Below are 26,188 nucleotides of genomic sequence, written 5' to 3'. Positions count from 1 at the left end.
GGCCCGAGTGCGTGACGCGACCGCACCCAGGGCCTGCCCGAACGAGGTCCGCCTTACATACCGATAACGAATACAGAAGAGATAACCGCATGCGTACCCTGATGATCGAGCCCCTGACCAAAGAAGCCTTCGCCCAGTTCGGTGACGTGATCGAAACCGATGGCAGCGACCACTTCATGATCAACAACGGCTCGACCATGCGCTTCCACAAGCTCGCCACGGTCGAGACCGCCGAGCCGGAAGACAAGGCGATCATCAGCATCTTCCGCGCCGACGCGCTGGAGATGCCGCTGACCGTACGCATGCTGGAGCGCCATCCGCTGGGCAGCCAGGCTTTCATTCCGCTGCTCGGCAACCCCTTTCTGATCGTGGTCGCGCCAGTTGGCGATGCACCTGTATCAGGTTTGGTCCGAGCCTTCCGCAGCAACGGCAGGCAGGGCGTTAATTACCATCGCGGCGTCTGGCACCACCCGGTGCTGACGATCGAAAAGCGGGATGACTTCCTGGTGGTTGATCGCAGTGGTTCCGGCAACAACTGCGACGAGCATTACTTCACCGAGGAACAGATGTTGATCCTCAATCCCCACCAATAAGAAAAGGTCGGTCATCCCGGGTCTCGGCCTGTCGGTGATCGGCAGAGGTACATACTGTGGAAGCACACCTTCACGAATGGCTGAACCTGAGCATTCGCTGGGTTCACATGATCACCGGCGTAGCCTGGATCGGTGCATCGTTCTACTTCGTCTGGCTGGAGAACCACCTGAATCGAAGCAACCCGCGCGATGGGTTGTCAGGTGACCTCTGGGCCATCCATGGCGGTGGTATCTACCACCTGGAGAAATACAAGCTCGCACCACCGAAAATGCCCGAGAACCTGCACTGGTTCAAATGGGAAGCCTACTTCACCTGGATGTCCGGGATCGCCTTGCTGTGCGTGGTGTTCTACTGGAACCCAACCCTGTACCTGCTGGCACCTGGCAGCACCCTGAGCGGCGCCGAAGGCGTGGCCATCGGCATCGGCTCGCTGGTCGTCGGCTGGTTCGTCTACGACTTCCTCTGCGATTCACCACTGGGCAAGCGCCCCGCCCTGCTCGGCGCCGTGCTGTTCGTGCTGATCATCGCGGCGTGCTGGGGCTTCAGCCTGGTGTTCAGCGGTCGTGGCGCGTACCTGCACACCGGCGCGATCATCGGCACCATCATGGTGGGCAACGTGTTCCGCATCATCATGCCGGCCCAGCGCCAGCTGGTGGCGGCGATCGAGAACAACCAGACCCCTGATCCGGTACTGCCGGCCAAGGGCCTGCTGCGCTCGCGACACAACAACTACTTCACCCTGCCGGTGCTGTTCATCATGATCAGCAACCACTTCCCGAGCACCTACGGCAGCCAGTACAACTGGCTGATCCTGGCCGGGATCGCAGTGGCTGCGGTACTGATCCGTCACTATTTCAACACCCGCCACGACAGCAACAAATACGCCTGGACCCTCCCTGTAGGTGCCCTGGCGATGATCTGCCTGGCCTATGTGACCGGTCCCAAGCCGCTGCCGACCTCGCCCGAGCAGGCTGCTGCGAAGATCGAGTACCAGCCATTGCCCGCCACTGCAGTCGGCGGCAAGACCGCTGCCGAGCTGCGCGCCGAGGAAGCGACCAAGGCTGCCCAGGCACCTGCCGAAGCGCCGGCCCAGGCCACCGCCCAGGCTGCGCCCGGCAACTTCGAGAAGATCCACAACGTCATCCAGGAACGCTGCACCGTGTGCCATTCGTCGAAACCGACCAGCCCACTGTTCAGCACCGCCCCGGGCGGCGTGATGTTCGACACCCCGCAGCAGATCCAGGCCCAGGCCGCGCGCATCCAGGCGCAGGCCGTCGCCAGCCAGATCATGCCGCTGGGCAACATCACCCAGATGACCGTCGAGGAACGCAAGCTGGTCGGCGACTGGATCGCCAAGGGTGCCCCGGTGAACTGACACCCCACATCCTGTTTGTGGGAGCGGGCTTGCCCGCGTGGAGGCCGGTGTTGCCGGCCTCGCTTCCAATGAAACACCGTAACAAGCAAGCATCGAGCGTACGGCTCCATCCGGAAACCCCAGGTCCTTCAACCGAAGCGCCTGCCGCCTGGAGCCGCCCGCTTGGATCCGAGAATAAAAACAAAACTCGAGGTGCTGCATGTCCGAGTCATCCAAGGCGTACATCCCCGTTGCGCCGCCACGACAGCCCCTGCCCCTGTTCCAGCTGATCCTGGTGGGCCTGCAACATGTCCTGCTGATGTACGGCGGCGCCATTGCCGTGCCGCTGATCATCGGCCAGGCCGCCGGGCTGTCGCGTGAAGAAGTCGCCTTCCTGATCAACGCCGACCTGCTCGTGGCCGGTGTCGCTACCATCATCCAGTCGTTCGGCATCGGCCCGGTGGGCATCCGCATGCCGGTGATGATGGGCGCAAGCTTCGCCGCCGTCGGCAGCATGGTGGCCATGGCCGGCATGCCCGGTGTGGGTTTGCAGGGGATCTTCGGCGCGACCATCGCTGCCGGGTTCTTCGGCATGCTGATCGCGCCGTTCATGTCCAAGGTGGTGCGCTTCTTCCCGCCGCTGGTCACAGGTACCGTGATCACCTCCATCGGCCTGTCGCTGTTCCCGGTCGCGGTCAACTGGGCCGGCGGCGGGCAACAGGCGGAAACCTTCGGCTCGCCGATCTACCTGATGGTCGCAGGCCTGGTGCTGGCCGTGATCCTGCTGATCAATCGCTTCATGCGTGGCTTCTGGGTCAACGTGTCGGTGCTGGTGGGCATGGGCCTGGGTTATGTGCTGGCCGGTTCCATCGGCATGGTCGACCTGTCGGGCCTGAACGAAGCGCCTTGGCTGCAGGTGGTCACGCCACTGCACTTCGGCATGCCGACCTTCAGCCTCGCGCCGATCCTGTCGATGTGCCTGGTGGTGGTGATCATCTTCGTCGAGTCCACCGGCATGTTCCTGGCCCTGGGCAAGGTGACCGACCGCGAGGTGACACCCGGCATGCTGCGTCGCGGCCTGCTGTGCGATGCCGGCGCCTCGTTCGTGGCCGGTTTCTTCAACACCTTCACCCATTCCTCCTTCGCCCAGAACATCGGCCTGGTGCAGATGACCGGGGTGCGCTGCCGCTATGTCACGGTAGTTGCGGGCGCGCTGCTGATCCTGCTCAGCCTGCTGCCCAAGGCGGCCTTCCTGATCGCCTCGATCCCGCCTGCGGTACTGGGCGGCGCATCCATTGCCATGTTCGGCATGGTCACCGCCACCGGCATCAAGATCCTCCAGGAGGCCGACATCAGTGATCGGCGCAACCAGTTGCTGGTCGCAGTCAGCGTCGGCTTCGGGCTGATCCCGGTGGTGCGTCCGGAGTTCTTCGCGCAGATGCCCCAGTGGATGGAGCCCATCACCCACAGCGGCATCGCCATGGCCACGCTCAGCGCCCTGATACTGAACGTGCTGTTCAACATCCTCGGGGGCGCCGAACGCGCGGCCCACAACGAGGCCTGTCACCCGCACTGAGTCAGCGGGCGGCGCCCTGGCCGCCCGTCTCGTCCAAGCAGTGAAACGCAGTACCGGCGGCCCACGGGAGCGGGCCGTCCGGGGCGCCTGCGCGCCGAAGAAACCTCGAACAACAACAAGAACACGGGAATTCGCACATGAAGCGCACCACCTCGTCCCTGCTGCTGGGCAGCAGCCTGCTGGCCACCCTCCCCGCGTTCGCGGGCGACTGGCTGCAATGGCACGGCGAAAGCCTGACCTACCTCTACGGCAAGGATTTCAAGGTCAACCCGGACATCCAGCAGACCATCACCTTCGAGCACGCCAACAAGTGGAAGTACGGTGATACCTTCCTGTTCATCGACAAGATCTTCTACAACGGCAAGACCGACGCCAGCAAAGGCGTGAACACCTACTACGGCGAGTTCAGCCCGCGCCTGTCGTTCGGCAAGATCCTCGACCGCAAGCTGGCCTTCGGCCCGGTCAAGGACGTGCTGCTGGCCATGACCTACGAGCGTGGCGAAGGGTTGAACGCGGCCTACCTGATAGGCCCCGGGTTCGACCTGGACATCCCTGGCTTCAACTATTTCTACCTCAACATCTACCTGCGCAACACCGAGGGCAGTCGCCCCGGCGACAACGTCTGGCAGTTCACTCCCGGCTGGTCGTACACCATTCCCCTGGGCCGCTCCGACATTCTGATCGACGGCTACATGGACTGGGTGACCGACAACGACCAGACCCGCCGCGGCACCTACCACGCCAACCTGCACTTCAACCCACAGGTCAAGTACGACCTGGGCAAGGCCCTCAACCTGGGCGCCAAGCAGTTGTATGTCGGGTTCGAGTACAGCTACTGGAAGGACAAGTACGGCATCGACAGCCGCGGCAATCTGCAGAGCAACCAGAGCGTGGCCAGTGCGCTGGTCAAGGTGCACTTCTAATAACCTGACCGAACGCCCAACTTTGTATCACCGCGCTCCAGGACGGAGCACTTGAGGACCGGCGCGCAAGCCAGTAATCTGCGCGCCCCCTCGCTCAGGGCAGGCCGGATCCTGCCCGCGTTTACTGACCGCTCAGTCAATGAATTCGGGCGGTTGGTCGATGTTTTGCCAGCCAGAAACACCCTTTTCATCCGTTCAGAACGACGTCGAGCAGGATGGTTGTGACCAACCCGGAAAGTTGGCGCAGCACTTGCCAGAGAGCTGTGGCCAACCCGAAAAAACTGACCCGAAAGACAAGAAAGGCGCCGACACGAGCGCTGACAGCAACATCCAATCAAGGGAGCGACACACGCAATGCGCATCATCAACAGCCTGATCCTCGCCGGCGGCCTGCTCGCCTGCGGCACCAGCTTCGCCGACGACCTGCTGCAGTGGCAGACCAACAGCCTGACCTACCTCTGGGGCAAGAACTTCAAGGTCAACCCCGAGACCCAGCAGACCGTCACCTTCGAGCACGCCGATGCCTGGAAGTACGGCGACAACTTCATCTTCGTCGACAAGATCTTCTACCAGGGCAAGAAAGACGCGAACAACGGCCCGAACACCTACTACGGCGAGATCAGCCCGCGCCTGTCGTTCGGCAAGATCTTCGACCAGAAGCTGGAGTTCGGCCCGGTCAAGGATGTGCTGCTGGCCATGACCTACGAGTTCGGCGAGGGTGATACCGAGTCCTACCTGATCGGCCCTGGCTTCGACCTGGCGATTCCTGGCTTCGACTATTTCCAGCTGAACTTCTACCACCGCACCACCGATGGCAGCCGCCCGGGTGATCATGTCTGGCAGATCACTCCAGTGTGGTCCTACACCATTCCCGTGGGCTCATCGGATGTGCTGATCGACGGCTTCATGGACTGGGTGGTGGACAACGACGAGAACAGCCGTGGCAGCTATCACGCCAACCTGCACTTCAACCCGCAGGTCAAATATGACCTGGGCAAGGCATTGCACCTGGGTGAGAAGCAGTTGTACGTCGGTATCGAGTACGACTACTGGAGCGACAAGTACGGGATCAAGGACAGCGATGCCTTCACCACTGACCAGAACACCATGAGTTTCCTGGTCAAGGTGCACTTCTGATCTGAGCGGTGGGTCTGCTTCGCGGGTAAAACCGCGAAGCAGACCCACCGATGATCACGCTGCTGGCCGCAGCATCCGCCACAACTTGCCAGCCACACTTACCACCGCCAGCACCACCGCCCCGGCTACCACTCCCAGCACGCCGTTGATCAACGCCCCGGTCAGCGCTCCGCCACGTCCGTCGGCAAAGGCCTCGATGGCATGATGCAGCGGCGCGATGCCGTGCACGAGAATGCCGCCACCGACCAGGAACATGGCCGCGGTGCCGATCACCGACAGACTCTTCATCATGTAGGGGGCCGCACGCAGGATGCCATTACCGACCGCTTGTGCCAGGCTCGAGCCCTTGCGGGTCAGCCACAGCCCCAGGTCATCGAGCTTGACGATTCCGGCCACCAGCCCGTACACACCCAATGTCATGACCACGGCAATGCCTGACAGCACGACGATCTGCTGGCTCAGCGGCGCATCGGCCACCGTACCGAGGGTGATGGCGATGATTTCGGCGGAGAGGATGAAGTCCGTGCGCACTGCGCCCTTGATCTTGTTCTTCTCGAAGGCGACCAAGTCGACATTCGCATCGGCCACGGCCTCCTTGCGCGCCGTGTGCTGCGCCTGATCCTCCTCCTTGCTGTGCAGGAACTTGTGCGCCAGCTTCTCGAAGCCCTCGAAGCACAGGTAGGCGCCCCCAAGCATCAGCAACGGCGTGACCGCCCAGGGGATGAATGCACTGATTAACAGGGCAGCCGGCACCAGGATCGCCTTGTTCAGCAGCGAGCCCTTGGCCACCGCCCAGACCACCGGGATCTCCCGCTCGGCCCGTACCCCGGTCACCTGCTGGGCGTTGAGCGCCAGGTCATCGCCCAGCACGCCTGCGGTCTTCTTCGCCGCGACCTTGGTCATCAGCGAAACATCGTCCAGCACCGTGGCGATGTCGTCGATCAACACCAGTAAGCTGCTTCCTGCCATGTCGTTGTGTTTCCAATGATTGCAAAGGTCCGATTCTAGCCCAATGCCGTCGCCTTGAGCCGCTCTCTGGGCCGGTGCTACCATGCCCGACGCTCTCAGGGTCTGTATGAAAAGCCTTGAGACGAAGGTCAGGCAAGGCGAAAACAGCCGAGGAAGCGGAGTTTACGGATTGTAAATGAGCATTCCGAGGCTGTTTTCAACGCAGCATCACCGAGTATCAAGGCTTTTCGTACAGAGCCTAGAGGCGGCCAGTCACAGGAAGATTCATAGACCATGAGCACGATTCGCGAGCGCAACAAGGAACTGATCCTGCGCGCGGCCAGCGAGGAATTCGCCGACAAAGGCTTCGCCGCCACCAAGACCAGCGATATCGCTGCCAAGGCCGGGCTGCCCAAGCCGAACGTCTACTACTACTTCAAGTCGAAAGAGAACCTCTACCGCGAGGTGCTCGAGAGCATCATCGCGCCGATCATGCAGGCGTCCACGCCGTTCAACGCCGATGGCGATCCCAAAGAAGTGCTCAGCGGCTACATCCGCTCGAAGATCCGCATCTCCCGCGACCTGCCGCATGCCTCCAAGGTGTTCGCCAGCGAGATCATGCACGGCGCCCCGCACCTCTCGCCTGGGCAGGTCGAGCAGCTCAACGAACAGGCGCGACACAACATCGAGTGCATCCAGCGCTGGATCGAACGCGGCCAGATCGCCCCGGTCGATCCACATCACCTGATGTTCAGCATCTGGGCGGCGACGCAAACCTACGCCGACTTCGATTGGCAGATTGCCGTGGTGACCGGCAAGGCCAAGCTCGCCGACAGCGATTACGACGCCGCCGCCGAAACCATCATCCGCCTGGTGCTCAAGGGGTGTGAGCCCGAGGCGGCCTGACGGTCGGCGTACACCGCTCCCATCCTTGGCCGACGGGCCCTGGCGGGAGCGCAGGCCAACGCGGTATCAGACAGCTACCCCAGCATCAGCCGTAAGCCCGAGCGCCTCGATGGCAGTGATTGCGCACTGCTCGTCGATGTCCGACGTGTCCCCGCTGATCCCCACCGCACCCAGCACTTTCCCCGCCTGATCACGGATCAGCACCCCACCTGGCGCGGGGACCACCGACCGCTCGCCCAAGCCGTTCAACGCCGCGAAAAACGCCGGTCGCTGCTGTGCATCCAGCGCCAGCAGGCGTGACCCCTTGCCCAGGGCCACAGCCCCCCAGGCCTTGCCCATCGCCACCTGCGGACGTAACAGACTGGCACCGTCCTCGCGTTGCAAGGCCAGCAGATGGCCGCCGGCATCCAGCACCGCCACCGTCAGCGGTGCGGCGTCGATCTTGCGCCCGGCGGCAAGGGCGGCGGCGACCAAGGTGTTGGCGACGTTGAGCGTCATTGCGTTCATGGAAAGGTCCTCTTCTTGTTGTGAGAAGCCCTGAGGGGCAGTTGAAAACCGATAAGCAAATAGAACACAACAGAAAGATTTTTTGTATACAATATTTTTGAACGATCGTACTCCATCAGATAGAACGCCTTTTCTGTGGGGTTTCCAGCGAAAGCCAATCGACCCGATGAAAATGCATTGACCTGAAGCTCAGAGCGTGAATACACTTTGGCGCAAAGCAAGTTGTATACAATTACAAAATCGATGAGGCACAAATCATGAGCAAAATGAGAGCAATCGATGCAGCCGTTCTGGTCATGCGCCGTGAAGGCGTAGAGACGGCATTCGGCATTCCCGGGGCTGCCATCAACCCGCTGTACTCGGCCCTGAAGAAAGTCGGCGGCATCGATCACGTCCTCGCTCGCCACGTCGAAGGTGCCTCGCACATGGCCGAGGGCTACACCCGCGCCAACCCAGGCAACATCGGTGTGTGCATCGGCACCTCCGGCCCAGCCGGCACCGACATGGTCACCGGCCTGTACAGCGCCTCGGCCGACTCCATCCCGATCCTGTGCATCACCGGCCAGGCCCCCCGCGCCCGCCTGCACAAGGAAGACTTCCAGGCCGTCGACATCACCAACATCGTCAAGCCGGTGACCAAGTGGGCCACCACCGTGCTGGAGCCGGGCCAGGTGCCCTACGCCTTCCAGAAAGCCTTCTACGAGATGCGTACCGGCCGCCCAGGCCCGGTGCTGATCGACCTGCCGTTCGACGTGCAGATGGCCGAAATCGAATTCGACATCGACGCCTACGCGCCGCTGCCGGTACACAAGCCTTCGGCCACGCGAATCCAGGCCGAGAAAGCCCTGGCCCTGCTCAATGACGCCGAACGCCCGCTGCTGGTCGCAGGTGGCGGCATCATCAATGCCGACGCCAGCGACAAGCTGGTCGAGTTCGCCGAACTGACCGGCGTGCCAGTGATCCCGACCCTGATGGGCTGGGGCACCATCCCTGACGACCACGAACTGATGGTCGGCATGGTCGGCCTGCAGACCTCGCACCGCTATGGCAACGCTACCCTGCTCAAGTCCGACCTGGTGTTCGGCATCGGCAACCGCTGGGCCAACCGCCACACCGGCTCCGTCGATGTCTACACCGAAGGCCGCAAGTTCGTGCATGTCGACATCGAACCGACCCAGATCGGCCGTGTGTTCACCCCTGACCTGGGCATCGTCTCCGACGCCGGCGCTGCGCTGGACGCCTTCCTGGAAGTGGCCCGCGAGTGGAAAGCGGCCGGCAAGCTCAAGTGCCGCAAGGCCTGGCTGGAAGATTGCCAGCAGCGCAAGTCGAGCCTGCAGCGCAAGACTCACTTCGACAACGTGCCGGTCAAGCCGCAGCGCGTGTACGAAGAAATGAACCAGGTATTCGGCAAGGACACCTGCTACGTCAGCACCATCGGCCTGTCGCAGATTGCCGGCGCGCAGTTCCTCCACGTGTACAAGCCGCGCCACTGGATCAACTGCGGCCAGGCCGGCCCGCTGGGCTGGACCATCCCCGCGGCCCTCGGCGTGGTCAAGGCCGACCCGAAACGCAAGGTGGTGGCGCTGTCGGGTGACTACGACTTCCAGTTCATGATCGAGGAGTTGGCGGTCGGTGCGCAGTTCAACCTGCCCTACGTCCATGTGCTGGTGAACAACGCCTACCTCGGCCTGATCCGCCAGGCCCAGCGTGGCTTCGACATGGATTACTGTGTACAACTGGCGTTCGAGAACATCAACTCCAGCGAAGCCGGCAGCTACGGCGTGGATCACGTCGCCGTGGTCGAGGGCCTGGGCTGCAAGGCGCTGCGCGTGTTCGAGCCGGGCGAGATCGCCCCTGCCCTGCTCAAGGCGCAGAAAATGGCCGAAGAGTTCCGCGTGCCGGTGGTGGTCGAGGTGATTCTCGAGCGCGTCACCAACATTTCCATGGGTACCGAGATCAACGCGGTCAACGAGTTCGAAGACCTCGCGCTGGTCGGCAACGACGCGCCGACTGCCATCTCGCTGCTCGACTGATTGCCGACGCCCCCGCGCAGGCTGCCGGGGGCTTTCATCTGCAAGGAGACAACCATGCCTCGCTTCGCTGCCAACCTGTCCATGCTGTTCACCGAACAGGACTTCCTCGCCCGCTTCAAAGCCGCTGCCGACGCGGGCTTCAGCGGTGTCGAATACCTCTTCCCGTACGACTTCAGCGCCAGCGAGATCAAGCAGCAGCTCGACGCCCACGGCCTGACCCAGGTGCTGTTCAATCTGCCTGCAGGCGACTGGGCCAAAGGTGAACGCGGCATCACCTGCCACCCTGATCGCATCGAAGAGTTCCGCGCCGGCGTCGACAAGGCCATCGAATACGCCAAGGTGCTGGGCAACAAGCAGGTCAACGCCCTGGCCGGTATCCGCCCACAAGGCCTGCAGTGCGCCGAGGTGCGCAAGCCCTTCGTCGACAACCTCAAGTACGCCGCCGACAAGCTCGAAGCCGCCGGGATCCGCCTGGTCATGGAGATGATCAACACCCGCGACATCCCAGGCTTCTACCTGAACACCACCGCCCAGGCCCTGGAGATCCAGGCCGAGGTGGGCAGCGCCAACCTGTTCCTGCAGTACGACATCTACCACATGCAGATCATGGAGGGTGACCTGGCGCGGACCCTGGAAACCCACCTCAAGCAGATCAACCACATCCAGCTCGCCGACAACCCCGGCCGTCACGAGCCGGGCACTGGCGAGATCAACTACCGCTTCCTGTTCGAGCACCTGGACCGCATCGGTTACCAGGGCTGGGTGGGTGCGGAGTACAAGCCCAAGACCACCACCGAGGCCGGGCTCGCCTGGCTGAAAACCCATAACGCGATCTAACGAACACAGTCGCTCCCTGTAGGAGCGGGCTTGTCCCGCGATGGCGCCCGCAAGGACACCTTCGTCGCCTGACCTGCCGCATTCGCGGGCAAGCCCGCTCCCACAAGGCGCTCAGTTCGCTTGAGATATCACAAATACAACGAGGCACATTCTCATGGCTAAAATCGGTTTCATCGGCACCGGCATCATGGGCAAGCCCATGGCCCAGAACCTGCAGAAAGCAGGTCACAGCCTGTTCGTCTCCACCCACCACGACGCCGCTCCTGCCGACCTGGTCGCCGCAGGTGCCCTGGCCCTGGCCAACCCTAAAGAGGTGGCGCAGGAAGCCGAATTCATCATCGTGATGGTGCCCGACACCCCGCAGGTCGAGAGCGTGCTGTTCGGTGAGAATGGCGTCGGTGAAGGCGTCGGCCCGAACAAGGTGGTGATCGACATGAGCTCGATCTCCCCCACCGCGACCAAGGCCTTCGCCGAGAAAATCAAGGCAACTGGCGCCACCTACCTGGACGCCCCGGTATCCGGCGGTGAAGTCGGCGCCAAGGCCGCAACCCTGAGCATCATGGTCGGCGGCTGCCCGAAAGCCTTCGAGCGCGCCCTGCCGCTGTTCGAAGCCATGGGCAAGAACATCACGCGCGTCGGTGGCAATGGCGATGGCCAGACCGCCAAGGTGGCCAACCAGATCATCGTCGCCCTGAACATCCAGGCCGTCAGCGAAGCGCTGCTGTTCGCCGCCAAGAACGGCGCCGACCCGGCCAAGGTGCGCGAAGCGCTGATGGGCGGTTTCGCCTCCTCGAAGATCCTCGAAGTCCATGCCGAGCGCATGATCAAGGGCACCTTCGACCCGGGCTTCCGTATCAGCCTGCACCAGAAAGACCTCAACCTGGCCCTGCAGGGTGCCAAGGAGCTGGGCATCAACCTGCCCAACACTTCCAATGCCCAGCAGGTGTTCAACACCTGCGCAGCACTGGGTGGCAGCAACTGGGACCACTCGGCACTGATCAAGGGGCTGGAACACATGGCCAACTTCTCGATTCGTGACGACCAGTAATTTGTAAGCCTTACCGGCCGCTTCGCGGGCAAGCCCACTCCTACGAGGGATCCACAGTCCCCGAGGACTGCGTTGACCCTGTAGGAGCGGGCTTGCCCGCGAAGCAGCCAACACCGCTGAACCTGCGACCACAGGCTCAGGGGTGACACCGAGCAACACCCGCCCCTGGTTCGGCCTGCACGGAGGCAGTTCCAGGGGCGTTTTCGATTCTGCAGAACAACAAGAACTTTGGGAGCCTGCCATGTCGGTCGATCCACAGAAACTCCTGCGCGAGCTGTTCGACACAGCCATCGCCGCCGCCCATCCCCGTCAGGTCCTCGAACCTCACCTGCCTGCCGACCGCAGCGGCCGGGTCATCGTCATCGGCGCTGGCAAGGCTGCCGCCGCCATGGCCGAAGTGGTCGAGAAGAGCTGGCAGGGCGAAGTCTCGGGCCTGGTCGTGACCCGCTATGGCCATGGCGCCAATTGCCAGAAGATCGAGGTGGTCGAAGCCGCCCACCCGGTCCCCGACGCCGCCGGCCTTGCGGTCGCCAAGCGCGTGCTGCAACTGGTCAGCAACCTCGATGAAGACGACCGCGTCATCTTCCTGCTCTCCGGCGGCGGCTCGGCCCTGCTGGCACTACCCGCCGACGGCCTCACGCTGGCCGACAAGCAGCAGATCAACAAGGCGCTGCTCAAGTCCGGCGCCACCATCGGCGAGATGAACTGCGTGCGCAAGCACCTCTCGGCGATCAAGGGAGGGCGCCTGGCCAAGGCCTGCTGGCCCGCCACCGTCTATACCTATGCCATTTCCGATGTGCCGGGCGATCTGGCCACCGTCATCGCCTCCGGCCCCACCGTGGCCGACCCGAGCACCTCGGCCGATGCCCTGGCGATCCTCAAGCGCTACGACATCGAGGCGCCCAAAGCGGTCATCGACTGGCTGAACAACCCGGCATCGGAAACCGTCAAGGCCGATGACCCGGCCCTGGCGCGCAGCCACTTCACACTGATCGCCAAACCCCAGCAATCGCTCGAAGCTGCCGCGGTAAAAGCCCGTCAGGCCGGTTTCAGCCCACTGATCCTGGGAGATCTGGAAGGTGAATCGCGCGAAGTGGCCAAGGTGCATGCCGGCATCACCCGGCAGATCGTCCTGCATGGCCAGCCGCTGAAGGCCCCCTGCGTGATCCTGTCCGGCGGCGAGACCACCGTCACCGTGCGCGGCAATGGCCGTGGCGGGCGCAACGCCGAGTTCCTGCTCAGCCTCACCGAAAGCCTCAAGGGCCTGCCTGGCGTGTACGCACTGGCCGGCGACACCGACGGCATCGACGGCTCCGAAGAAAACGCCGGTGCCCTGATGACCCCGGACAGCTTCAGCCGCGCACAGGCCCTGGGCCTGTCGGCCAGTGACGAGCTGGACAACAACAACGGCTATGGCTACTTCGCCGCGCTCGACGCCTTGATCGTCACCGAGCCGACCCGCACCAACGTCAACGACTTCCGCGCCATCCTGATCCTCGAGACCTCGCAATCATGACGCCCGATAAAAAAGTGAAAATCCTCGCCACCCTGGGGCCGGCGATCAACGGCATCGATGACATCCGCCAACTGGTCGAAGCCGGAGTGAATATCTTCCGTCTCAACTTCAGCCACGGCGAACACGCCGATCACGCCCTGCGCTACCAGTGGATCCGTGAGGTCGAGCAGCAACTGAACTACCCACTGGGCATCCTCATGGACCTGCAGGGGCCGAAACTGCGTGTCGGCCGTTTCGCTGAAGGCAAGGTGCAGTTGCAGCGTGGCCAGGCCCTGCGCCTGGACCTGGACAAGGCCCCCGGCGACAGCCGCCGGGTCAACCTGCCGCACCCGGAAATCATCGCCGCGCTGGAGCCCGGCATGGACCTGCTGCTCGATGATGGCAAGCTGCGCCTGCGGGTCACCGCCAAGCATGCCGACGCCATCGACACCGAAGTGCTGGCCGGCGGCGAGCTGTCCGACCGCAAGGGCGTCAACGTACCCCAGGCGGTGCTGGACCTCTCCCCGCTCACCGAGAAAGACCGCCGCGACTTGGCCTTCGGCCTGGAACTGGGCGTGGACTGGGTGGCGCTGTCGTTCGTCCAGCGCCCCGAGGATATCGTCGAGGCGCGCCAGTTGATCGGCGAACGTGCCTACCTGATGGCCAAGATCGAGAAGCCCTCGGCGGTCGAGCAACTGCAGGCCATCGCCGAGCTGTCCGATGCGATCATGGTCGCCCGTGGCGACCTGGGCGTGGAAGTGCCGGCTGAAAGCGTGCCGCAGATCCAGAAGCGCATCATCAGTACCTGCCGCCAACTGGGCAAGCCGGTGGTGGTGGCGACGCAGATGCTCGAATCGATGCGCTTCTCGCCCGCTCCGACCCGCGCCGAGGTCACCGACGTGGCCAATGCCGTGGCCGAAGGCGCCGACGCGGTGATGCTGTCGGCCGAGACCGCCTCCGGCGACTACCCACTGGAGGCGGTGCAGATGATGAGCAAGATCATCCGCCAGGTGGAAAACGGCCCGGACTACCAGGCCCAGCTCGACGTTGGCCGCCCCAAGGCCGAAGCCACGGTTTCGGATGCCATCAGCTGCGCGATTCGGCGCATCAGCGGCATCCTGCCGGTGGCGGTGCTGGTCAACTACAGCGAGTCAGGGGCCTCGACCTTGCGCGCCGCCCGCGAGCGGCCACGGGCCCCCATCCTCAACCTGACGCCGAACCTCAAGACCGCGCGCCGACTCAGCGTCACCTGGGGTGTGCATTCGGTGGTCAACGACCGCCTGCGCCAGGTCGATGAGATCTGCTCGACTGCGCTGGAGATCGCCCAGGCACAAGGCATGGCCAGCCGTGGCGACACCCTGCTGATCACCGCGGGGGTGCCGTTCGGCCAGCCAGGGAGCACCAATACCTTGCGGATCGAGACCTTGATCTGAAGACCGGCCCTGCAATTTTGTAGAAGCAACTGTCTTGTTCGAAATCTAAAGGCCAGCCCAATCCCTGTGGGAGCGGGCTTGTCCCGCGAACACGGGCGTAGCCCGTGCCAGGCAGCGCGGTGTCTTTTTCGCGGGCAAGCCCGCTCCTACAGAGCGCGCAGAGCCAATCCAATGGCGCACAACCGAGGCCCGAAGAGGCCCAGCGCCTTTCACTCACCTTGCCGACTGCCCATGTACACCAAGAATTTCATCAACCCGTGCCCCGACTGGGCCACGGCGCTGCTCAACGGCTTCAGCCAGGTGCTGCTGCTGCGCGATCCCCTGTGCGGCCTGTGCTGCCTGCTGGCCATCCTCCTCACCGCCCCGGACCTGGTCGGCGGCGCGCTGCTAGGCGCCCTCGCCGGCCTGCTCACGGCGCAGCGCCGCGGCTATGCCCGCGCTGATCGCCAGGCCGGCCTTTACAGCTACAACGGTGTGCTGATCGGCCTGCTGATCAGTGCGCTGGTGCCTTGGTCGGCGATCGTGCCTGCGCTGATCCTTGCTGCCGGCGGCCTGTCGAGCATCATCACCCACCAGTGGCGCAAGCGCGGCGGCCCTCTGCTGTTGGCCTACACTGCGCCTTTCGTGCTACTGGGCTGGATCATGCTGCTGATCATCGAGCCCGGCGTCAGCGGCCAGGTCGAAGCCAGCCACGTGCACGGGGTGCTGCGTGGGGTCGGCCAGGTGTTTCTGCTCGATGCACCGCTGGCGGGCCTGCTGATCGTCGCCGGCATGTTCTTCGCCCATCCTCGTGCTGCGTGCTGGGCCCTGATCGGCTCAGCCATCGGTGGCGGTGCGGCCTTGCTCGCTGACCAGGCAGCTGCGGCCTGGATGGGCTTGTATGGTTTCAACACCACACTGGCCGCACTGGCCTTCAGCCGCCAGGGCGAACGCCCCTGGGTCCCGCTGCTGGCCATCGCCCTGGCCCTGCTGCTGCAGGCGCTGTCCAGTCTGTGGCCGCTGCCGGCGCTCACCGCGCCCTTCGTCCTCGCTTGCTGGTTGATGCATCTGGGCGGCCACCTCGTCCAGCAAGCCCGACAGCGCAGCGCGCAGCGCTTGCACGGCTGAGAGCCAGCCCCTAGGCTCTCACCGGCAACGTATAACGGAACGAGCCCATGGACACCCCTTCGAGCCTGCGCGAGCGGCTCTATGTGATCGTCTTCCAGACCGACACCGTCGCTGGAAGACGCTTTGACAAGATCCTTCTGCTGATCATCCTGGCCAGCCTGGTCACCGTCATCCTCGACAGCATCGACGATGTGCACCGCAATTATTCCGGCTTGCTGGCCGGCATCGAGTGGGCCTTCACGGCGATCTTCCTCGCCGAGTACCTCACCCGGCTGTACTGCTCGCCAAAGCCGCTGCGCTACGCGTTCAGCTTCTACGGCCTGGTCGACCTGCTGGCCATCGTGCCGGGGATCATCGCCCTGTACTACAGCGACGCCCAGTACCTGCTGATCATTCGGGTGATCCGTATGCTGCGGATCTTCCGCGTGCTCAAGCTCAGCCCCTACCTCAAGCAGGCGCACTATCTGCTCGAGGCGTTGCGCGGCAGCAAACAGAAGATCATCGTGTTCCTGGTCAGCGTTTCGACCCTGGTCACCGTGTTCGGTACGCTGATGTACGTGATCGAAGGGCCCGAGCACGGCTTTACCAGCATTCCCAAGGGCATCTACTGGGCCATCGTCACCCTGACCACGGTCGGCTTCGGCGACATCGTGCCCAAGACGCCGTTGGGCCAGGTACTGTCATCGCTGGTGATGATCATCGGCTACTCGATCATCGCCGTGCCCACCGGGATCTTCACTGCCGAGCTGGCCAACGCCATGCGCGGCGAACAGTTGCGCCACGATTGCCCGACCTGCGCCAAGAAAACCCATGAGCCGACGGCAGCATTCTGTTCGCGCTGTGGCAATGCGCTGTTTCCCAAGGGAGCGACCAAGCAGGCATAAGCAAAGTCTGTTTTGATCTTTAATGGCTCAAGAACCAAAGGTTATAGTTACTGGCACATTGCCAAACTTTCACTCACAACAAGGAACGCCCCTGTGAAAAAACTCTTCAGCGCCTCGCTGCTCGCCGCAGGCCTGGCCCTCGGCAACCTGGCCCAGGCCGCGCCGACCCTGCTGAACGTCTCGTATGACGTGATGCGCGACTTCTACAAGGACTACAACCCGGCGTTCCAGAAGCATTGGGAAGAAGAGCACAAGGAAAAGGTCAATGTGCAGATGTCCTTCGGCGGCTCAAGCAAGCAGGCGCGTGCCGTGATCGATGGCCTGCCGGCCGATGTCATCACCATGAACATGGCCACCGACATCAATGCCCTGGTCGACAACGGCAAGCTGGTGCCGGACAACTGGGTTACCCGCCTGCCGAACAACAGCGCGCCGTTCACCTCGGCCACCGTGTTCATCGTTCGCAAGGGCAACCCGAAGGCGCTGAAAGACTGGCCGGATCTGCTCAAGGATGGCGTGCAGGTGATCGTGCCCAACCCCAAGACCTCGGGTAATGGCCGCTACACCTACCTCTCGGCCTGGGGCTATGTACTCAAGCAAGGCGGCGACGAAGCCAAGGCCCGTGATTTCGTCGGCAAGCTGTTCAAGCAGGCACCGGTGCTCGACACTGGCGGTCGCGCTGCCACCACGACCTTCATGACCAACCAGATCGGCGACGTGCTGGTCACCTTCGAGAACGAAGCCGAGATGATCGCCCGCGAGTTCGGTCGTGATCAGTTCGAGGTGGTCTATCCGAGCGTGTCGGCAGAAGCCGAGCCACCGGTGAGCGTGGTCGACAAGGTGGTCGAGAAGAAGCAGACCCGCGCCGTGGCCGAGGAATACCTCAAGTACCTGTGGTCGCCGGCGGCCCAGGAAATCGCTGCGCAGAACTACCTGCGCCCGCGTGATGCCACCGTCCTGGCCAAGTACACCGACCGTTTCCCGAAAGTCGACTTCCTCTCGGTGGAGAAGACCTTCGGTGACTGGCGCACCGTGCAGAAGACCCACTTCAACGACGGCGGCGTGTTCGACCAGATCTACACCAACAAGTAACTGGCTTGGGGCGCGCTGCGCCCCAACGCTTACAGCGAGATAGGACGGCGCCCGGCAAAGGCATGCGCAAGCGTGCCACCGTCCACCAGCTCCAACTCCCCACCCAGCGGCACGCCATGGGCGATACGCGAGGCAGTCAGGCCCTTCTCGGCCAGCAACTGGGCGATGTAATGCGCCGTCGCCTCACCTTCCACCGTGGGGTTGGTCGCCAGGATCACCTCGCTGAAGGTGCCCTGCTCCTCGATCCGCGCCATCAGTTGTGGAATACCGATCGCCTCGGGGCCCAGGCCGTCGAGCGGCGACAGGTGCCCCTTGAGCACGAAGTAACGGCCACGGTAGCCGGTCTGCTCTACCGCATACACATCCATCGGCCCTTCCACCACGCACAGTTGCGTGTCGTCGCGGCGTGGATCGGCACACTGCGGGCACAGCTCCTGCTCGGTCAGGGTGCGGCACTGGCGGCAATGGCCAACACCTTCCATGGCCTGGCTCAGGGCCTGGGCCAGGCGCGTGCCTCCGCTGCGGTCGCGCTCGAGCAACTGCAGGGCCATGCGCTGGGCGGTTTTCTGGCCGACACCCGGGAGCACACGCAGGGCATCGATCAGTTGGCGGATCAGGGGGCTGAAGCTCATGTAGGCAGGCCTGTCAGTGGTACAGAATGAAGAAGGGAGCAGCGATCAGTCGATCGTGCTCCCCATGTGCTGCAAACCGTCGATCAGAACGGCATCTTGAAACCAGGCGGCAGCTGCATGCCGGCAGTCATGCTGCCCATCTTGTCCTGGCTGTTCTGCTCGACCTTGCGCACGGCGTCGTTGAGTGCCGCGGCGATCAAGTCCTCGAGCACTTCCTTGTCGTCCGGATCGGTCGACATCAGGCTGGCGTCGATGTTGACGCGCTTGACGTCATGACGACCGGTCATCACCACGCTGACCAGACCTGCACCGGACTGGCCGGTGACTTCTGCATTGGCCAGCTCTTCCTGCATCTTGGCCATTTTTTCCTGCATCTGCTGAGCCTGCTTCATCAGGCCGGCCATGCCACCTTTCATCATGGGAGAATCCTCGATTGGGTCATGTATGCGGCCGGCACGAGGCCGGGCGCAAGGGGTTCGCTTCACTGCCCCGGGGTTGCCAGGGCCGCGTCTACAGGTTCGATTGTATCGTGCCGCACCCGGGCGCCGAACTGCTTGATCATCTGCTGGATGAGCGGGTCCTGCTCGATCGACAGCTCCGCGTCGTGCTGGCGCTCGGCGCGCTTGCGCGCGGCGGCCTGCGCAGGGGTTTCCTGCTCGGGGCGGATCAGCTCGATCTGCAGGCGTAGCGTACGCCCCAGATGCTGGTTGAGCGCCTCGTTGAGTCGACGTTGCTGGGTGCTGTTGAACAACGCACCCTGGCCTGGGTCCAGGTGCAGCAGCCAGTCATCGCCATCGGCGCTGATCAGCGTACAGTTCGCGGCGATGTTGCCTGTCATACCGGAGACAGGCAACTGTGGGAATAATTCCAGCCATTGCAGGGCCAGGCCCGTGGCCGGCTGCGCCGCAGGCAGAGGCTCGGGCGCCGCCGCAGGCGCGTCCTCCTGGATATGCTCGGCGAGCTCGTCCAGGTAGCTGAAACCTATCGGATCGGCTTGCGGCACGTAGTAATCGTCATCCGCACCGTCGTCGTCGCGCTCCATGCCGACCGACGCATACGCCGACGGATCGAAGGGCGGTTCGTCGTAGTCCGGCTGATCGTCAGGCGGCTGCGCGACGACGGCCGGGATGACCGGCGCCGAGGGCGCGACCGTTGGGGAAGGCTCTTCCCACGGCAGATCGACGACTGTCTCTGGCCCCGCAACGGCGTGCACGGGCTCGGGCTCGATCGCAGGCACCGCTTCCGGAGCCACGGCGGACGCAGCAGCAGCGACCGGCTCGGCGGCGGGTGCTTGATCGACCACAGGTGCGGGCGGCGCAACAGGCTCAGGCGCAGCGGCAACCACGGAGGGCTCGGCAACCACGGTCGCAGTTGCCACCGGTCTGGCTGGATCAGCTGTGGCCTGGCTGATCCCCACCGACTTTAGCGCAGGTTTCGGCGCGTCATCCGTGTCGGCCGGGCGGAAGGCGAGCATGCGCAGCAGGACCATCTCGAAGCCGCCCCGCGGATCCGGCGCCAGCGGCAGGTCGCGCCGACCGATCAGGCCCATCTGGTAGTAGAACTGCACATCCTCGGCCGGCAACGCAGCCGCCAGCGCGAGCACCTTGTCGCGATCGCCCTGGCCGTTGTCCACCGCCTCCGGCAAGGCCTGGGCGATGGCGACCCGGTGCAGCACATTGAGCATTTCGGACAATACGCCATTCCAGTCAGGCCCCTGTTCGGCCAGGGCGCGCACCGCCTCGAGCAGCGCCCGGGCGTCACCTTCGAGCAAGGCCTGCAGCACACCGTACACCTGGCCATGATCGAGCGTGCCAAGCATCGCCCGCACATCGGCGGCCAGTACCTTGCCCTCGCCGAAGGCGATGGCCTGGTCGGTCAGGCTCATGGCATCGCGCATCGAGCCGTCGGCGGCGCGGCCCAGCAGCCACAGGGCATCTTCCTCGAATGGCACGTTTTCGGCGCCGAGCACGTGGGTAAGGTGCTCGACCACCCGCTCCGGGCTCATGTTCTTCAGCGAGAACTGCAGGCAGCGCGAGAGAATGGTTGCTGGCAACTTCTGCGGATCGGTGGTGGCGAGGATGAATTTGACGTAGGGTGGCGGCTCTTCCAGCGTCTTGAGCAAGGCGTTGAAGGAGTGGGTGGACAGCATGTGCACTTCGTCGATCAGGTAGACCTTGAAGCGTCCGCGGCTGGGCGCGTACTGCACGTTGTCGAGCAGTTCGCGGGTGTCTTCGACCTTGGTGCGGCTGGCGGCGTCGATCTCGATCAGGTCGACGAAGCGGCCTTCATCGATTTCCCGGCATACCGAACAGGTGCCGCAAGGTGTGGAGGTGATACCGGTTTCGCAGTTCAGGCACTTGGCGATGATCCGCGCGATGGTGGTCTTGCCGACCCCTCGGGTGCCGGTGAACAGGTAGGCGTGATGCAGCCGCTGGTTGTCCAGGGCGTTGATCAATGCCTTGAGCACATGGGTCTGGCCTACCATCTCGCGGAACGAGCGCGGGCGCCATTTACGTGCAAGAACCTGATAACTCATCAAAAAACCATCGCAGCCTGATCGAGCGGAAGATCGCTAATGCTAGCGGAGCGGGGGCAAAATTGCACCCTGCCCGGCTCGTCTAGACTATGGGCGCTGCCGGTGAACATGGAAAGTCCAAGGAGGATAGACGTGCGGCGACTTCTCGCCATCCTGTTGCTATGGAGCTCAAGCGGCCTTGCCGAGCAGCCGGTGCTGCGCTTTTCCGTCGCGGAGAGCTGGAGCATGCCGTTGATGCGCACCGAGGGCGACGTGCCGGTCGACGGCATTCTCTTCGACCTGATCCAGGCCCTGGCCCGCGAAGCCGGGGTACGCCCGCAGTACCACGTGATGGCGCGCCTGCGCCTGGAGCAGGCCATGACCGCTGGCGACATCGACGTGCGCTGCTACGTGGCCAGCAACTGGCTCAACGAACGGCCCGGTGAATTCATCTGGAGCGTGCCGCTGATCCACCAACGCGACCTGCTGGTCGGGCGTGCTGGCGATGGACTGCCCGGCGGCCTGGCGCAGCTGCCCGCACAACCCATCGGTACAGTACTGGGCTACACCTACCCGACCCTGGACCCGATGTTCGCGCAGCGTCTGCTGACGCGGGAAGACAGCCGCAACCAGGACCTGGCCCTGCAGAAACTGCAAGCCAGCCGTTATCGTTATGCGGTGAGCAACCAATTGTCGCTGCAATGGTTCAACCGCCAGCAACCCCGGGAGCAGCGCCTGCGCCCGCTGGCCCTGCTGGAAGAGCAGGACCTGGGCTGCATGGTGCGCAACGACCCGGCCATTCCCGCTCAGCAGGTGCTGCGGGCCTTGGTGCGCCTGAAGCAGTCCGGCGAGATCGATCGGATCATCGAGCGCTACACCCAGGTGCAAGGGACGCTGTCGGCCGATCAGTAGCCGTGTGACTCGCGGAATTTCTGGCCCTTGTGGTACGCCACCCACTCGTCCACATCGTAGGGCAGATACAGATGGCGCCGGGCACGTGACAGCGCGATATAGACCGCGCAGACCCGGTTGTCGAAGGCGTAGGCATCCTTGAACGGATTCAGCGCCATCAGCTCCTGGGTCAACAGCACGTGATCGAACTCCTGCCCCCCGGCCTCCTGCGCCGGCATCAGCAACAGGCTGTCCGGCTCATTGGAGAAGCGTGCCGGCAAGGCGTTGAGCTCGGCAATCCGAAAACCGTCCTGCAGCCGCGCCTCGACCCACAGGAATGACTCGTCGAAGCGATTGTCCTCATGCACTTGTCGCCAGTTCAGCGCATGGGCGAAATAGGCATGCGTGTCCTGGCCATCGCTGCCCGCGCCATAGAGGTCGGCACGGAACAACTGCACGGCGCTGGACATGAAACGCTGCATCCCGACGTTATCGGAGAAGCCCACCCGGCACTGGTTGTCGGCCAGTTGCATGGCCCACTTCATCGAATCCCAGGGCGACGCGGTGAGCACCACACAGCCTTGCGGTGGCACGAAATCGAGGGGGTAGTGCTCGATGCCGACATCCACGCTGCCGGCACCTTCGAAGGCGAGCTTGGACTTTTGCGAATGCACACCGATCAGCGGGTTGATCAGCCGCTCCACTTTCGGCCCGCAGCGCACCGAGAAGGCGATGTCGCGCTGGCGCACCTGACGCGCGCGGCGCAATCCGGGCCCGTCGGCTCGTTGGTATTCGTCGCCCAGCGTGATCAACACCTGGCGGCCACGCTCGATGATCTGCAACAACGGGCCAGGCATGTCCTGGCTCTCGTCGACGATCACATGGCTGTAGCGGCTCGGCACACTGTGGCCAGCGAGGCTGGCGCGCTTGAGCAGCAGCAACGTGGGGAAGCCGGTCTGGCGATCCCAGGCAGGGTTGTCCTGCAGATAGGTCCACAGGCGGCTGGCGTATTCGAGCAGCACCTGGCTATCCAGCCGCGACAGCGCCTGGGCGAAGTGCGGAAGGTGGCGCACAGTGAGGCTGTGATCGCGGGACTCACAGTAGTTTTTCAGCAGCTCCAGGCAGATATCCAGAGTCTTTTCGCCGTCGTATTGGCGAAAGCCCAGGATGTTCAGGGTTTCGGCCACCGCGCGCTTGCCCGGCAGGCGTGCCGATGCGCGTGCGGCAGGCCGCCCAGGCACGCTCAGCAGGGCCTGGGCAAACTCGGCGAACGTCTTGCCAGCCTTGGAGCCTTTTCCGATACGCCGCCGCAGGGCGTCGAGCTTGCCGGGCGTACGCGCCAGTGCCAACACCCGCCCCCTGGGCAGGCAATCGATCAGCGCTCCCAGCAGGTAGCTCTTGCCGATGCCTGCATAGCCCTGCACATGCAGGTCTTCGTCAGGATTGGCGCGCAGCACCCGCAGCAACTTGTCTTGCTCGCGGGTCAGCCAGCGCTCTTTATTGAAGCCGGTGATGGCCTGCTGGCTGAACGGATTGTGGCGCGGGTGGCGAAGCGACCTGAAGCGCATGTCCCAGGTCCCGTCATCCAACAAGTACTCGCGCTGCGCCACCTCCTCGGCCCCCAGCAGTTGCAAGCGCGAGCCCTTGATGACTTCCAGGCCGAAATACAGCTTGCGCGCATCGAACAGCCGCCGCGCCTCGGAGCCCAGCCCTACGCCCGGCGCATGCGGCCCCCGCACCGACCACTGCAGCAACCTGGTCAGCACCTTTTCCGCCGCCGCAGGGTCGAGCACCTGCTCGCGCGCCTGGGACAGGTTCTGGATCACCAGCACCGCCGCCAGCTCCGGATCGCTCAACCCTTCGAGCCCGGAGGCATCCTCGAGCAGGCCTTGGCAGACTTCCAGAGTAACGGGAAGAAACACGGTGTCGGCGAAATCGTAATGTTCAGGTTGCATGCGCGCAGGTCATTCGCTGGTGTCGGGATTGGCTTCAAGTTCATAGGCGTAGGCGCCCAGCGAGCCGGACATGCCGCCCGGGTAGACGCGCCGCGCGTCATCCTCGCAGCGGGCTTCGGCAGCCAGCGCGCTATCGAGCTCGTGCAGCGCCATCTCCAGCAGCTTGCGCAGGTCCTGGGCATTGCGCGCCGAGACGCTCAGGCGAAAATCCAGCCCCGGTGCCTGATCGACTGCTGCTGTGGCGTCGGCTGCGGGCGTGGCTTCGCCAAGGATGCGTTCGTGTTCCTCTTCCATCTGGTCGAGTACTTTCGAAAGCTCAAGGGTGCGCTCGGGGTGCGAGGCCATCTGGTCCTTGATCTCCAGGCGGCGCGCTTGCCAGTCGCGGATGCGCTGGCGGGTCAGATCGTCAACCTGATCCATGCTGATGGCCTCTCTCAGAAATGGGTGGGCTGCGAGAGGCGCATCATAAGCCTGTTTGCCGATAAATGCAGGTGCGGCGGGCTCGGCTCGTCACCCGAGCTCAGCTTCAGCCCTTGGGCGCAACGAGTCGGCGGTACTGATCCTGGCTGATCCAACCCGTGAACGAGCGGTCGTCCTGGTTGATGAACTCGACCTTGGCCCAGCCGTCCTTGAACGCCAGCACGCCCACTACATCGCCCTTGACGATATAGGGTCGCTTGCTCGCGCCGCTACCCGCCTGCTTGCGCAGATAGGCCTTGTCGGCAGTGACCGTCAGCAGCGCGATCCAGGGCTTTTCCGCAGAGCGGCTGAGCTCCAGCCCCGTGGCGATCTCCGGCATCAGCACACTGACGCAGCCGGGGTGCTCGCGGCCTCGTGCAACGGTGAGGGTAACGCCACCGCCCGTGGCCGCCAGGCTGCCGGGGAAGGTCTGGTCTTCCCAGGTGGCCAGCGCAACCGCCCCATCGCCGCTGATCTGCCCCTTGAGGTAGAAGGTGCAATGCCGGGTCACACCTTCGCCAAGGGTCTCGGAATAATAGCCCTCCACCTGGCGATCCGGCGTGACCGCCAGCATCAGCGCGTCGTATTGCCCAGGCTTCAGTACGGCGGCGCCTGCATGAACAGACCCGGACAATCCCAGCAGTGCGGTGGCCAGAACAATCAGTCGGCGCGAGAAACTCTTTGCCATGTCACTTCTTCCCTTCAAGTGCTTCGTAGGCCTTCTTGATACGCACGTCATAGTCACCATAATCCTTGCCGTTGTAACTGGCGGCCATGCCGGCGTAGTCCTTGTTCTTCGCAGCCTTGATAAACGACGGGTTCTTGCTGCAGAAACCGAGGAAGGCCTTGAGTTGCTGCCCGGCATTGAGTTTCATGGCCGCGACGAATTCAAACACATTGGCATGCCCGCAATCGGCGAAGTTGAAGCCCATGATCTGGAACATGCCCCAGGAAGCAGATTTCAATGCCGCCTCCTGATCCAGCCCGAATGCCGTGGCCATGGTTTCCCAGGCCTTGGCCTGGTCCTTGTTGTTGGCTTGCCACTGCGGGCCGGCTTTCTTCTTGTACTTGTACGAGAGCAGCGGATGAGTCTGGTCGTACTTGTGCTTGGTATAGCGCTGGAAGTGATGCCCCTCGAAGGCGATCACCGGCAACTTGGCCGGCCCGAAACCCGAACGACCACCCGACTCCACCGTGGCGAATGCTTTGATCAGGTTGGCTGAAATGCCGTTGCCCAATTGAGTGGCGGCGTTCTGGAAGTCGCTGTCGCTGAGCGTCATGCCGCCATCGCAGGTGACCTGCAGCACCATCTGCCGATTGCGCCGCTCGGCTTCGATCACCGCGCGCATCCGGTCCAGATAATGATTGACGGTGGCCTGCACCTGGGCGTCGACATTATTGGCGAAGACATTGATGAAGGTGGGCAGGCGCAGTGCAGGAATCAACTTGACCGGCACTCGAACAGCCTCCTCGACCAGGCTGTTGAAGGTGCGCCCATTCGGATCGACGACCCCATCGGGATGCGCGTACTTCAGATGACGAAACTGGTACTGACTGATGCGCTGCACCAGCTGCCCGTCGCAACGGCCATTCTCGGGCAATGGAAAACCGAGCCGCGGGATGAGTAGGTTGAACAGGTACTGGATGCACTGAACATCGGCGGGCAAGTTTCGGGCTTTACCGGGCGTGCCGACCGAAGCGCTGATAAGACTGGGCAAACCTTGCAGGCTTTTCATTCAATGCGTCCTTGCTCGTCATAAATTGATATCAAATCAATATCACTTAAGTGCCACTGTCATATTTTGAAATATATGGCGGACGCAAACTAACAAGGGTGTTTTCAGTTGTCCAGAACCGGACTT

24 protein-coding genes are annotated in these 26,188 nt (G+C 63.4%); 15 read left to right on the top strand and 9 right to left on the bottom strand.

Annotation, left to right across the window (positions count from 1 at the left end; genetic code table 11):
• Nucleotides 1-89 precede the first annotated feature (89 nt).
• The 5 genes from APH44_RS16480 to APH44_RS16460 all read left to right on the top strand — a co-directional run bounded on the left by APH44_RS16480 (nucleotide 90) and on the right by APH44_RS16460 (nucleotide 5,584).
• Nucleotides 90-593 (top strand): ureidoglycolate lyase, encoded by a 504-nt coding sequence (locus APH44_RS16480; protein ID WP_054893657.1) that lies wholly within the window; start codon nucleotides 90-92, stop codon nucleotides 591-593.
• A 56-nt stretch (nucleotides 594-649) separates the two neighbouring features.
• The gene (locus APH44_RS16475; protein WP_054893656.1) at nucleotides 650-1,969 is read left to right on the top strand and encodes a urate hydroxylase PuuD; all 1,320 of its coding nucleotides are present in this window, start codon (nucleotides 650-652) and stop codon (nucleotides 1,967-1,969) included.
• 199 nt (nucleotides 1,970-2,168) lie between these two features.
• Nucleotides 2,169-3,524: a nucleobase:cation symporter-2 family protein gene (locus APH44_RS16470; RefSeq protein WP_054893655.1), complete on the top strand. Its 1,356-nt coding sequence runs from the start codon at nucleotides 2,169-2,171 to the stop codon at nucleotides 3,522-3,524.
• Nucleotides 3,525-3,661: 137 nt separating this feature from the next.
• On the top strand, nucleotides 3,662-4,447 hold the full coding sequence (locus tag APH44_RS16465) for an outer membrane protein OmpK (RefSeq protein WP_054893654.1): 786 nt from the start codon (nucleotides 3,662-3,664) through the stop codon (nucleotides 4,445-4,447).
• A 354-nt stretch (nucleotides 4,448-4,801) separates the two neighbouring features.
• Nucleotides 4,802-5,584, top strand: coding sequence for an outer membrane protein OmpK (locus APH44_RS16460; protein ID WP_054893653.1), 783 nt, complete (start codon nucleotides 4,802-4,804; stop codon nucleotides 5,582-5,584).
• A gap of 54 nt (nucleotides 5,585-5,638) precedes the next feature.
• Here APH44_RS16460 and APH44_RS16455 read toward each other — a convergent pair whose 3' ends face one another.
• Nucleotides 5,639-6,553: a DUF808 domain-containing protein gene (locus APH44_RS16455; protein WP_054893652.1), complete on the bottom strand. Its 915-nt coding sequence runs from the start codon at nucleotides 6,551-6,553 to the stop codon at nucleotides 5,639-5,641.
• Between the two features lie 273 nt (nucleotides 6,554-6,826).
• Between APH44_RS16455 and APH44_RS16450 the strand changes: the two genes are divergently transcribed.
• Nucleotides 6,827-7,438 (top strand): TetR/AcrR family transcriptional regulator, encoded by a 612-nt coding sequence (locus APH44_RS16450; protein WP_054893651.1) that lies wholly within the window; start codon nucleotides 6,827-6,829, stop codon nucleotides 7,436-7,438.
• A 66-nt stretch (nucleotides 7,439-7,504) separates the two neighbouring features.
• Here APH44_RS16450 and APH44_RS16445 read toward each other — a convergent pair whose 3' ends face one another.
• Nucleotides 7,505-7,945, bottom strand: a complete 441-nt coding sequence (locus APH44_RS16445; RefSeq protein WP_054893650.1) for a heme-binding protein — start codon at nucleotides 7,943-7,945, stop codon at nucleotides 7,505-7,507.
• Nucleotides 7,946-8,202: 257 nt separating this feature from the next.
• Here APH44_RS16445 and gcl point away from each other — a divergent pair, with 257 nt between their 5' ends.
• From gcl to APH44_RS16405, 8 genes are all read left to right on the top strand, one after another.
• Nucleotides 8,203-9,978, top strand: a complete 1,776-nt coding sequence (gcl, locus tag APH44_RS16440; RefSeq protein ID WP_054893649.1) for a glyoxylate carboligase — start codon at nucleotides 8,203-8,205, stop codon at nucleotides 9,976-9,978.
• A 54-nt stretch (nucleotides 9,979-10,032) separates the two neighbouring features.
• Nucleotides 10,033-10,815 (top strand): hydroxypyruvate isomerase, encoded by a 783-nt coding sequence (gene hyi, locus APH44_RS16435; protein WP_054893648.1) that lies wholly within the window; start codon nucleotides 10,033-10,035, stop codon nucleotides 10,813-10,815.
• Nucleotides 10,816-10,969: 154 nt separating this feature from the next.
• Nucleotides 10,970-11,863: a 2-hydroxy-3-oxopropionate reductase gene (locus tag APH44_RS16430; RefSeq protein ID WP_054893647.1), complete on the top strand. Its 894-nt coding sequence runs from the start codon at nucleotides 10,970-10,972 to the stop codon at nucleotides 11,861-11,863.
• A gap of 241 nt (nucleotides 11,864-12,104) precedes the next feature.
• Complete coding sequence (locus tag APH44_RS16425; RefSeq protein ID WP_054893646.1) at nucleotides 12,105-13,379, top strand: glycerate kinase; 1,275 nt, start codon at nucleotides 12,105-12,107, stop codon at nucleotides 13,377-13,379.
• A complete protein-coding gene (gene pyk, locus APH44_RS16420; RefSeq protein WP_054893645.1) occupies nucleotides 13,376-14,791 on the top strand; it encodes a pyruvate kinase in 1,416 nt (471 codons plus the stop codon). The genes APH44_RS16425 and pyk overlap by 4 nt, the downstream gene beginning before the upstream one ends.
• 231 nt (nucleotides 14,792-15,022) lie before the next feature.
• A complete protein-coding gene (locus APH44_RS16415; RefSeq protein WP_054893644.1) occupies nucleotides 15,023-15,898 on the top strand; it encodes an urea transporter in 876 nt (291 codons plus the stop codon).
• Between the two features lie 47 nt (nucleotides 15,899-15,945).
• Entirely contained in the window at nucleotides 15,946-16,782 is an 837-nt protein-coding gene (locus APH44_RS16410) for an ion transporter (RefSeq protein WP_054893643.1), read from the top strand.
• A gap of 93 nt (nucleotides 16,783-16,875) precedes the next feature.
• Nucleotides 16,876-17,874: a sulfate ABC transporter substrate-binding protein gene (locus APH44_RS16405; protein WP_054893642.1), complete on the top strand. Its 999-nt coding sequence runs from the start codon at nucleotides 16,876-16,878 to the stop codon at nucleotides 17,872-17,874.
• A gap of 29 nt (nucleotides 17,875-17,903) precedes the next feature.
• On the opposite strand, the gene recR is transcribed toward APH44_RS16405, so the two are convergent.
• From recR to dnaX, 3 genes are all read right to left on the bottom strand, one after another.
• A complete protein-coding gene (gene recR / locus APH44_RS16400) occupies nucleotides 17,904-18,506 on the bottom strand; it encodes a recombination mediator RecR (protein WP_054893641.1) in 603 nt (200 codons plus the stop codon).
• Between the two features lie 83 nt (nucleotides 18,507-18,589).
• Nucleotides 18,590-18,925 carry a YbaB/EbfC family nucleoid-associated protein gene (locus APH44_RS16395; protein WP_054893640.1) on the bottom strand — a complete coding sequence of 112 codons (336 nt, stop codon included), beginning with the start codon at nucleotides 18,923-18,925 and terminating at the stop codon, nucleotides 18,590-18,592.
• Between the two features lie 62 nt (nucleotides 18,926-18,987).
• Complete coding sequence (gene dnaX, locus APH44_RS16390; protein WP_054893639.1) at nucleotides 18,988-21,042, bottom strand: DNA polymerase III subunit gamma/tau; 2,055 nt, start codon at nucleotides 21,040-21,042, stop codon at nucleotides 18,988-18,990.
• Nucleotides 21,043-21,174: 132 nt separating this feature from the next.
• Here dnaX and APH44_RS16385 point away from each other — a divergent pair, with 132 nt between their 5' ends.
• On the top strand, nucleotides 21,175-21,933 hold the full coding sequence (locus tag APH44_RS16385; RefSeq protein ID WP_054893638.1) for an ABC transporter substrate-binding protein: 759 nt from the start codon (nucleotides 21,175-21,177) through the stop codon (nucleotides 21,931-21,933).
• Here APH44_RS16385 and APH44_RS16380 read toward each other — a convergent pair.
• From APH44_RS16380 to APH44_RS16365, 4 genes are all read right to left on the bottom strand, one after another.
• Nucleotides 21,927-23,867 carry a hypothetical protein gene (locus APH44_RS16380; protein ID WP_054893637.1) on the bottom strand — a complete coding sequence of 647 codons (1,941 nt, stop codon included), beginning with the start codon at nucleotides 23,865-23,867 and terminating at the stop codon, nucleotides 21,927-21,929. The genes APH44_RS16385 and APH44_RS16380 overlap by 7 nt on opposite strands.
• Before the next feature lie 9 nt (nucleotides 23,868-23,876).
• A complete protein-coding gene (locus tag APH44_RS16375) occupies nucleotides 23,877-24,287 on the bottom strand; it encodes a hypothetical protein (protein WP_054893636.1) in 411 nt (136 codons plus the stop codon).
• A gap of 106 nt (nucleotides 24,288-24,393) precedes the next feature.
• Entirely contained in the window at nucleotides 24,394-25,014 is a 621-nt protein-coding gene (locus tag APH44_RS16370; protein WP_256216723.1) for a hypothetical protein, read from the bottom strand.
• A gap of 1 nt (nucleotide 25,015) precedes the next feature.
• Complete coding sequence (locus tag APH44_RS16365) at nucleotides 25,016-26,062, bottom strand: N-acetylmuramidase family protein (protein ID WP_054893635.1); 1,047 nt, start codon at nucleotides 26,060-26,062, stop codon at nucleotides 25,016-25,018.
• Nucleotides 26,063-26,188 lie beyond the last annotated feature (126 nt).

Source organism: Pseudomonas sp. NBRC 111143 (assembly GCF_001320965.1).
Classification (GTDB): Bacteria; Pseudomonadota; Gammaproteobacteria; order Pseudomonadales; family Pseudomonadaceae; genus Aquipseudomonas; species Aquipseudomonas machongensis.
The sequence above is the reverse complement of the archived record's forward strand: the minus strand, read 5'-3'. Positions and strand labels throughout refer to the sequence as shown.

Bases quoted from the DNA above. Each gene is read 5' to 3' on its own strand.
- APH44_RS16480 (WP_054893657.1), top strand. From the start codon at position 90: ATGCGTACCCTGATGATCGAGCCCCTGACCAAAGAAGCCTTCGCCCAG.
- APH44_RS16470 (WP_054893655.1), top strand. From the start codon at position 2,169: ATGTCCGAGTCATCCAAGGCGTACATCCCCGTTGCGCCGCCACGACAG.
- APH44_RS16465 (WP_054893654.1), top strand. From the start codon at position 3,662: ATGAAGCGCACCACCTCGTCCCTGCTGCTGGGCAGCAGCCTGCTGGCC.
- APH44_RS16460 (WP_054893653.1), top strand. From the start codon at position 4,802: ATGCGCATCATCAACAGCCTGATCCTCGCCGGCGGCCTGCTCGCCTGC.
- APH44_RS16455 (WP_054893652.1), bottom strand. From the start codon at position 6,553: ATGGCAGGAAGCAGCTTACTGGTGTTGATCGACGACATCGCCACGGTG.
- APH44_RS16450 (WP_054893651.1), top strand. From the start codon at position 6,827: ATGAGCACGATTCGCGAGCGCAACAAGGAACTGATCCTGCGCGCGGCC.
- APH44_RS16445 (WP_054893650.1), bottom strand. From the start codon at position 7,945: ATGAACGCAATGACGCTCAACGTCGCCAACACCTTGGTCGCCGCCGCC.
- gcl (WP_054893649.1), top strand. From the start codon at position 8,203: ATGAGCAAAATGAGAGCAATCGATGCAGCCGTTCTGGTCATGCGCCGT.
- hyi (WP_054893648.1), top strand. From the start codon at position 10,033: ATGCCTCGCTTCGCTGCCAACCTGTCCATGCTGTTCACCGAACAGGAC.
- APH44_RS16430 (WP_054893647.1), top strand. From the start codon at position 10,970: ATGGCTAAAATCGGTTTCATCGGCACCGGCATCATGGGCAAGCCCATG.
- APH44_RS16425 (WP_054893646.1), top strand. From the start codon at position 12,105: ATGTCGGTCGATCCACAGAAACTCCTGCGCGAGCTGTTCGACACAGCC.
- pyk (WP_054893645.1), top strand. From the start codon at position 13,376: ATGACGCCCGATAAAAAAGTGAAAATCCTCGCCACCCTGGGGCCGGCG.
- APH44_RS16415 (WP_054893644.1), top strand. From the start codon at position 15,023: ATGTACACCAAGAATTTCATCAACCCGTGCCCCGACTGGGCCACGGCG.
- APH44_RS16410 (WP_054893643.1), top strand. From the start codon at position 15,946: ATGGACACCCCTTCGAGCCTGCGCGAGCGGCTCTATGTGATCGTCTTC.
- recR (WP_054893641.1), bottom strand. From the start codon at position 18,506: ATGAGCTTCAGCCCCCTGATCCGCCAACTGATCGATGCCCTGCGTGTG.
- APH44_RS16395 (WP_054893640.1), bottom strand. From the start codon at position 18,925: ATGATGAAAGGTGGCATGGCCGGCCTGATGAAGCAGGCTCAGCAGATG.
- dnaX (WP_054893639.1), bottom strand. From the start codon at position 21,042: ATGAGTTATCAGGTTCTTGCACGTAAATGGCGCCCGCGCTCGTTCCGC.
- APH44_RS16380 (WP_054893637.1), bottom strand. From the start codon at position 23,867: ATGCAACCTGAACATTACGATTTCGCCGACACCGTGTTTCTTCCCGTT.
- APH44_RS16375 (WP_054893636.1), bottom strand. From the start codon at position 24,287: ATGGATCAGGTTGACGATCTGACCCGCCAGCGCATCCGCGACTGGCAA.
- APH44_RS16370 (WP_256216723.1), bottom strand. From the start codon at position 25,014: ATGGCAAAGAGTTTCTCGCGCCGACTGATTGTTCTGGCCACCGCACTG.
- APH44_RS16365 (WP_054893635.1), bottom strand. From the start codon at position 26,062: ATGAAAAGCCTGCAAGGTTTGCCCAGTCTTATCAGCGCTTCGGTCGGC.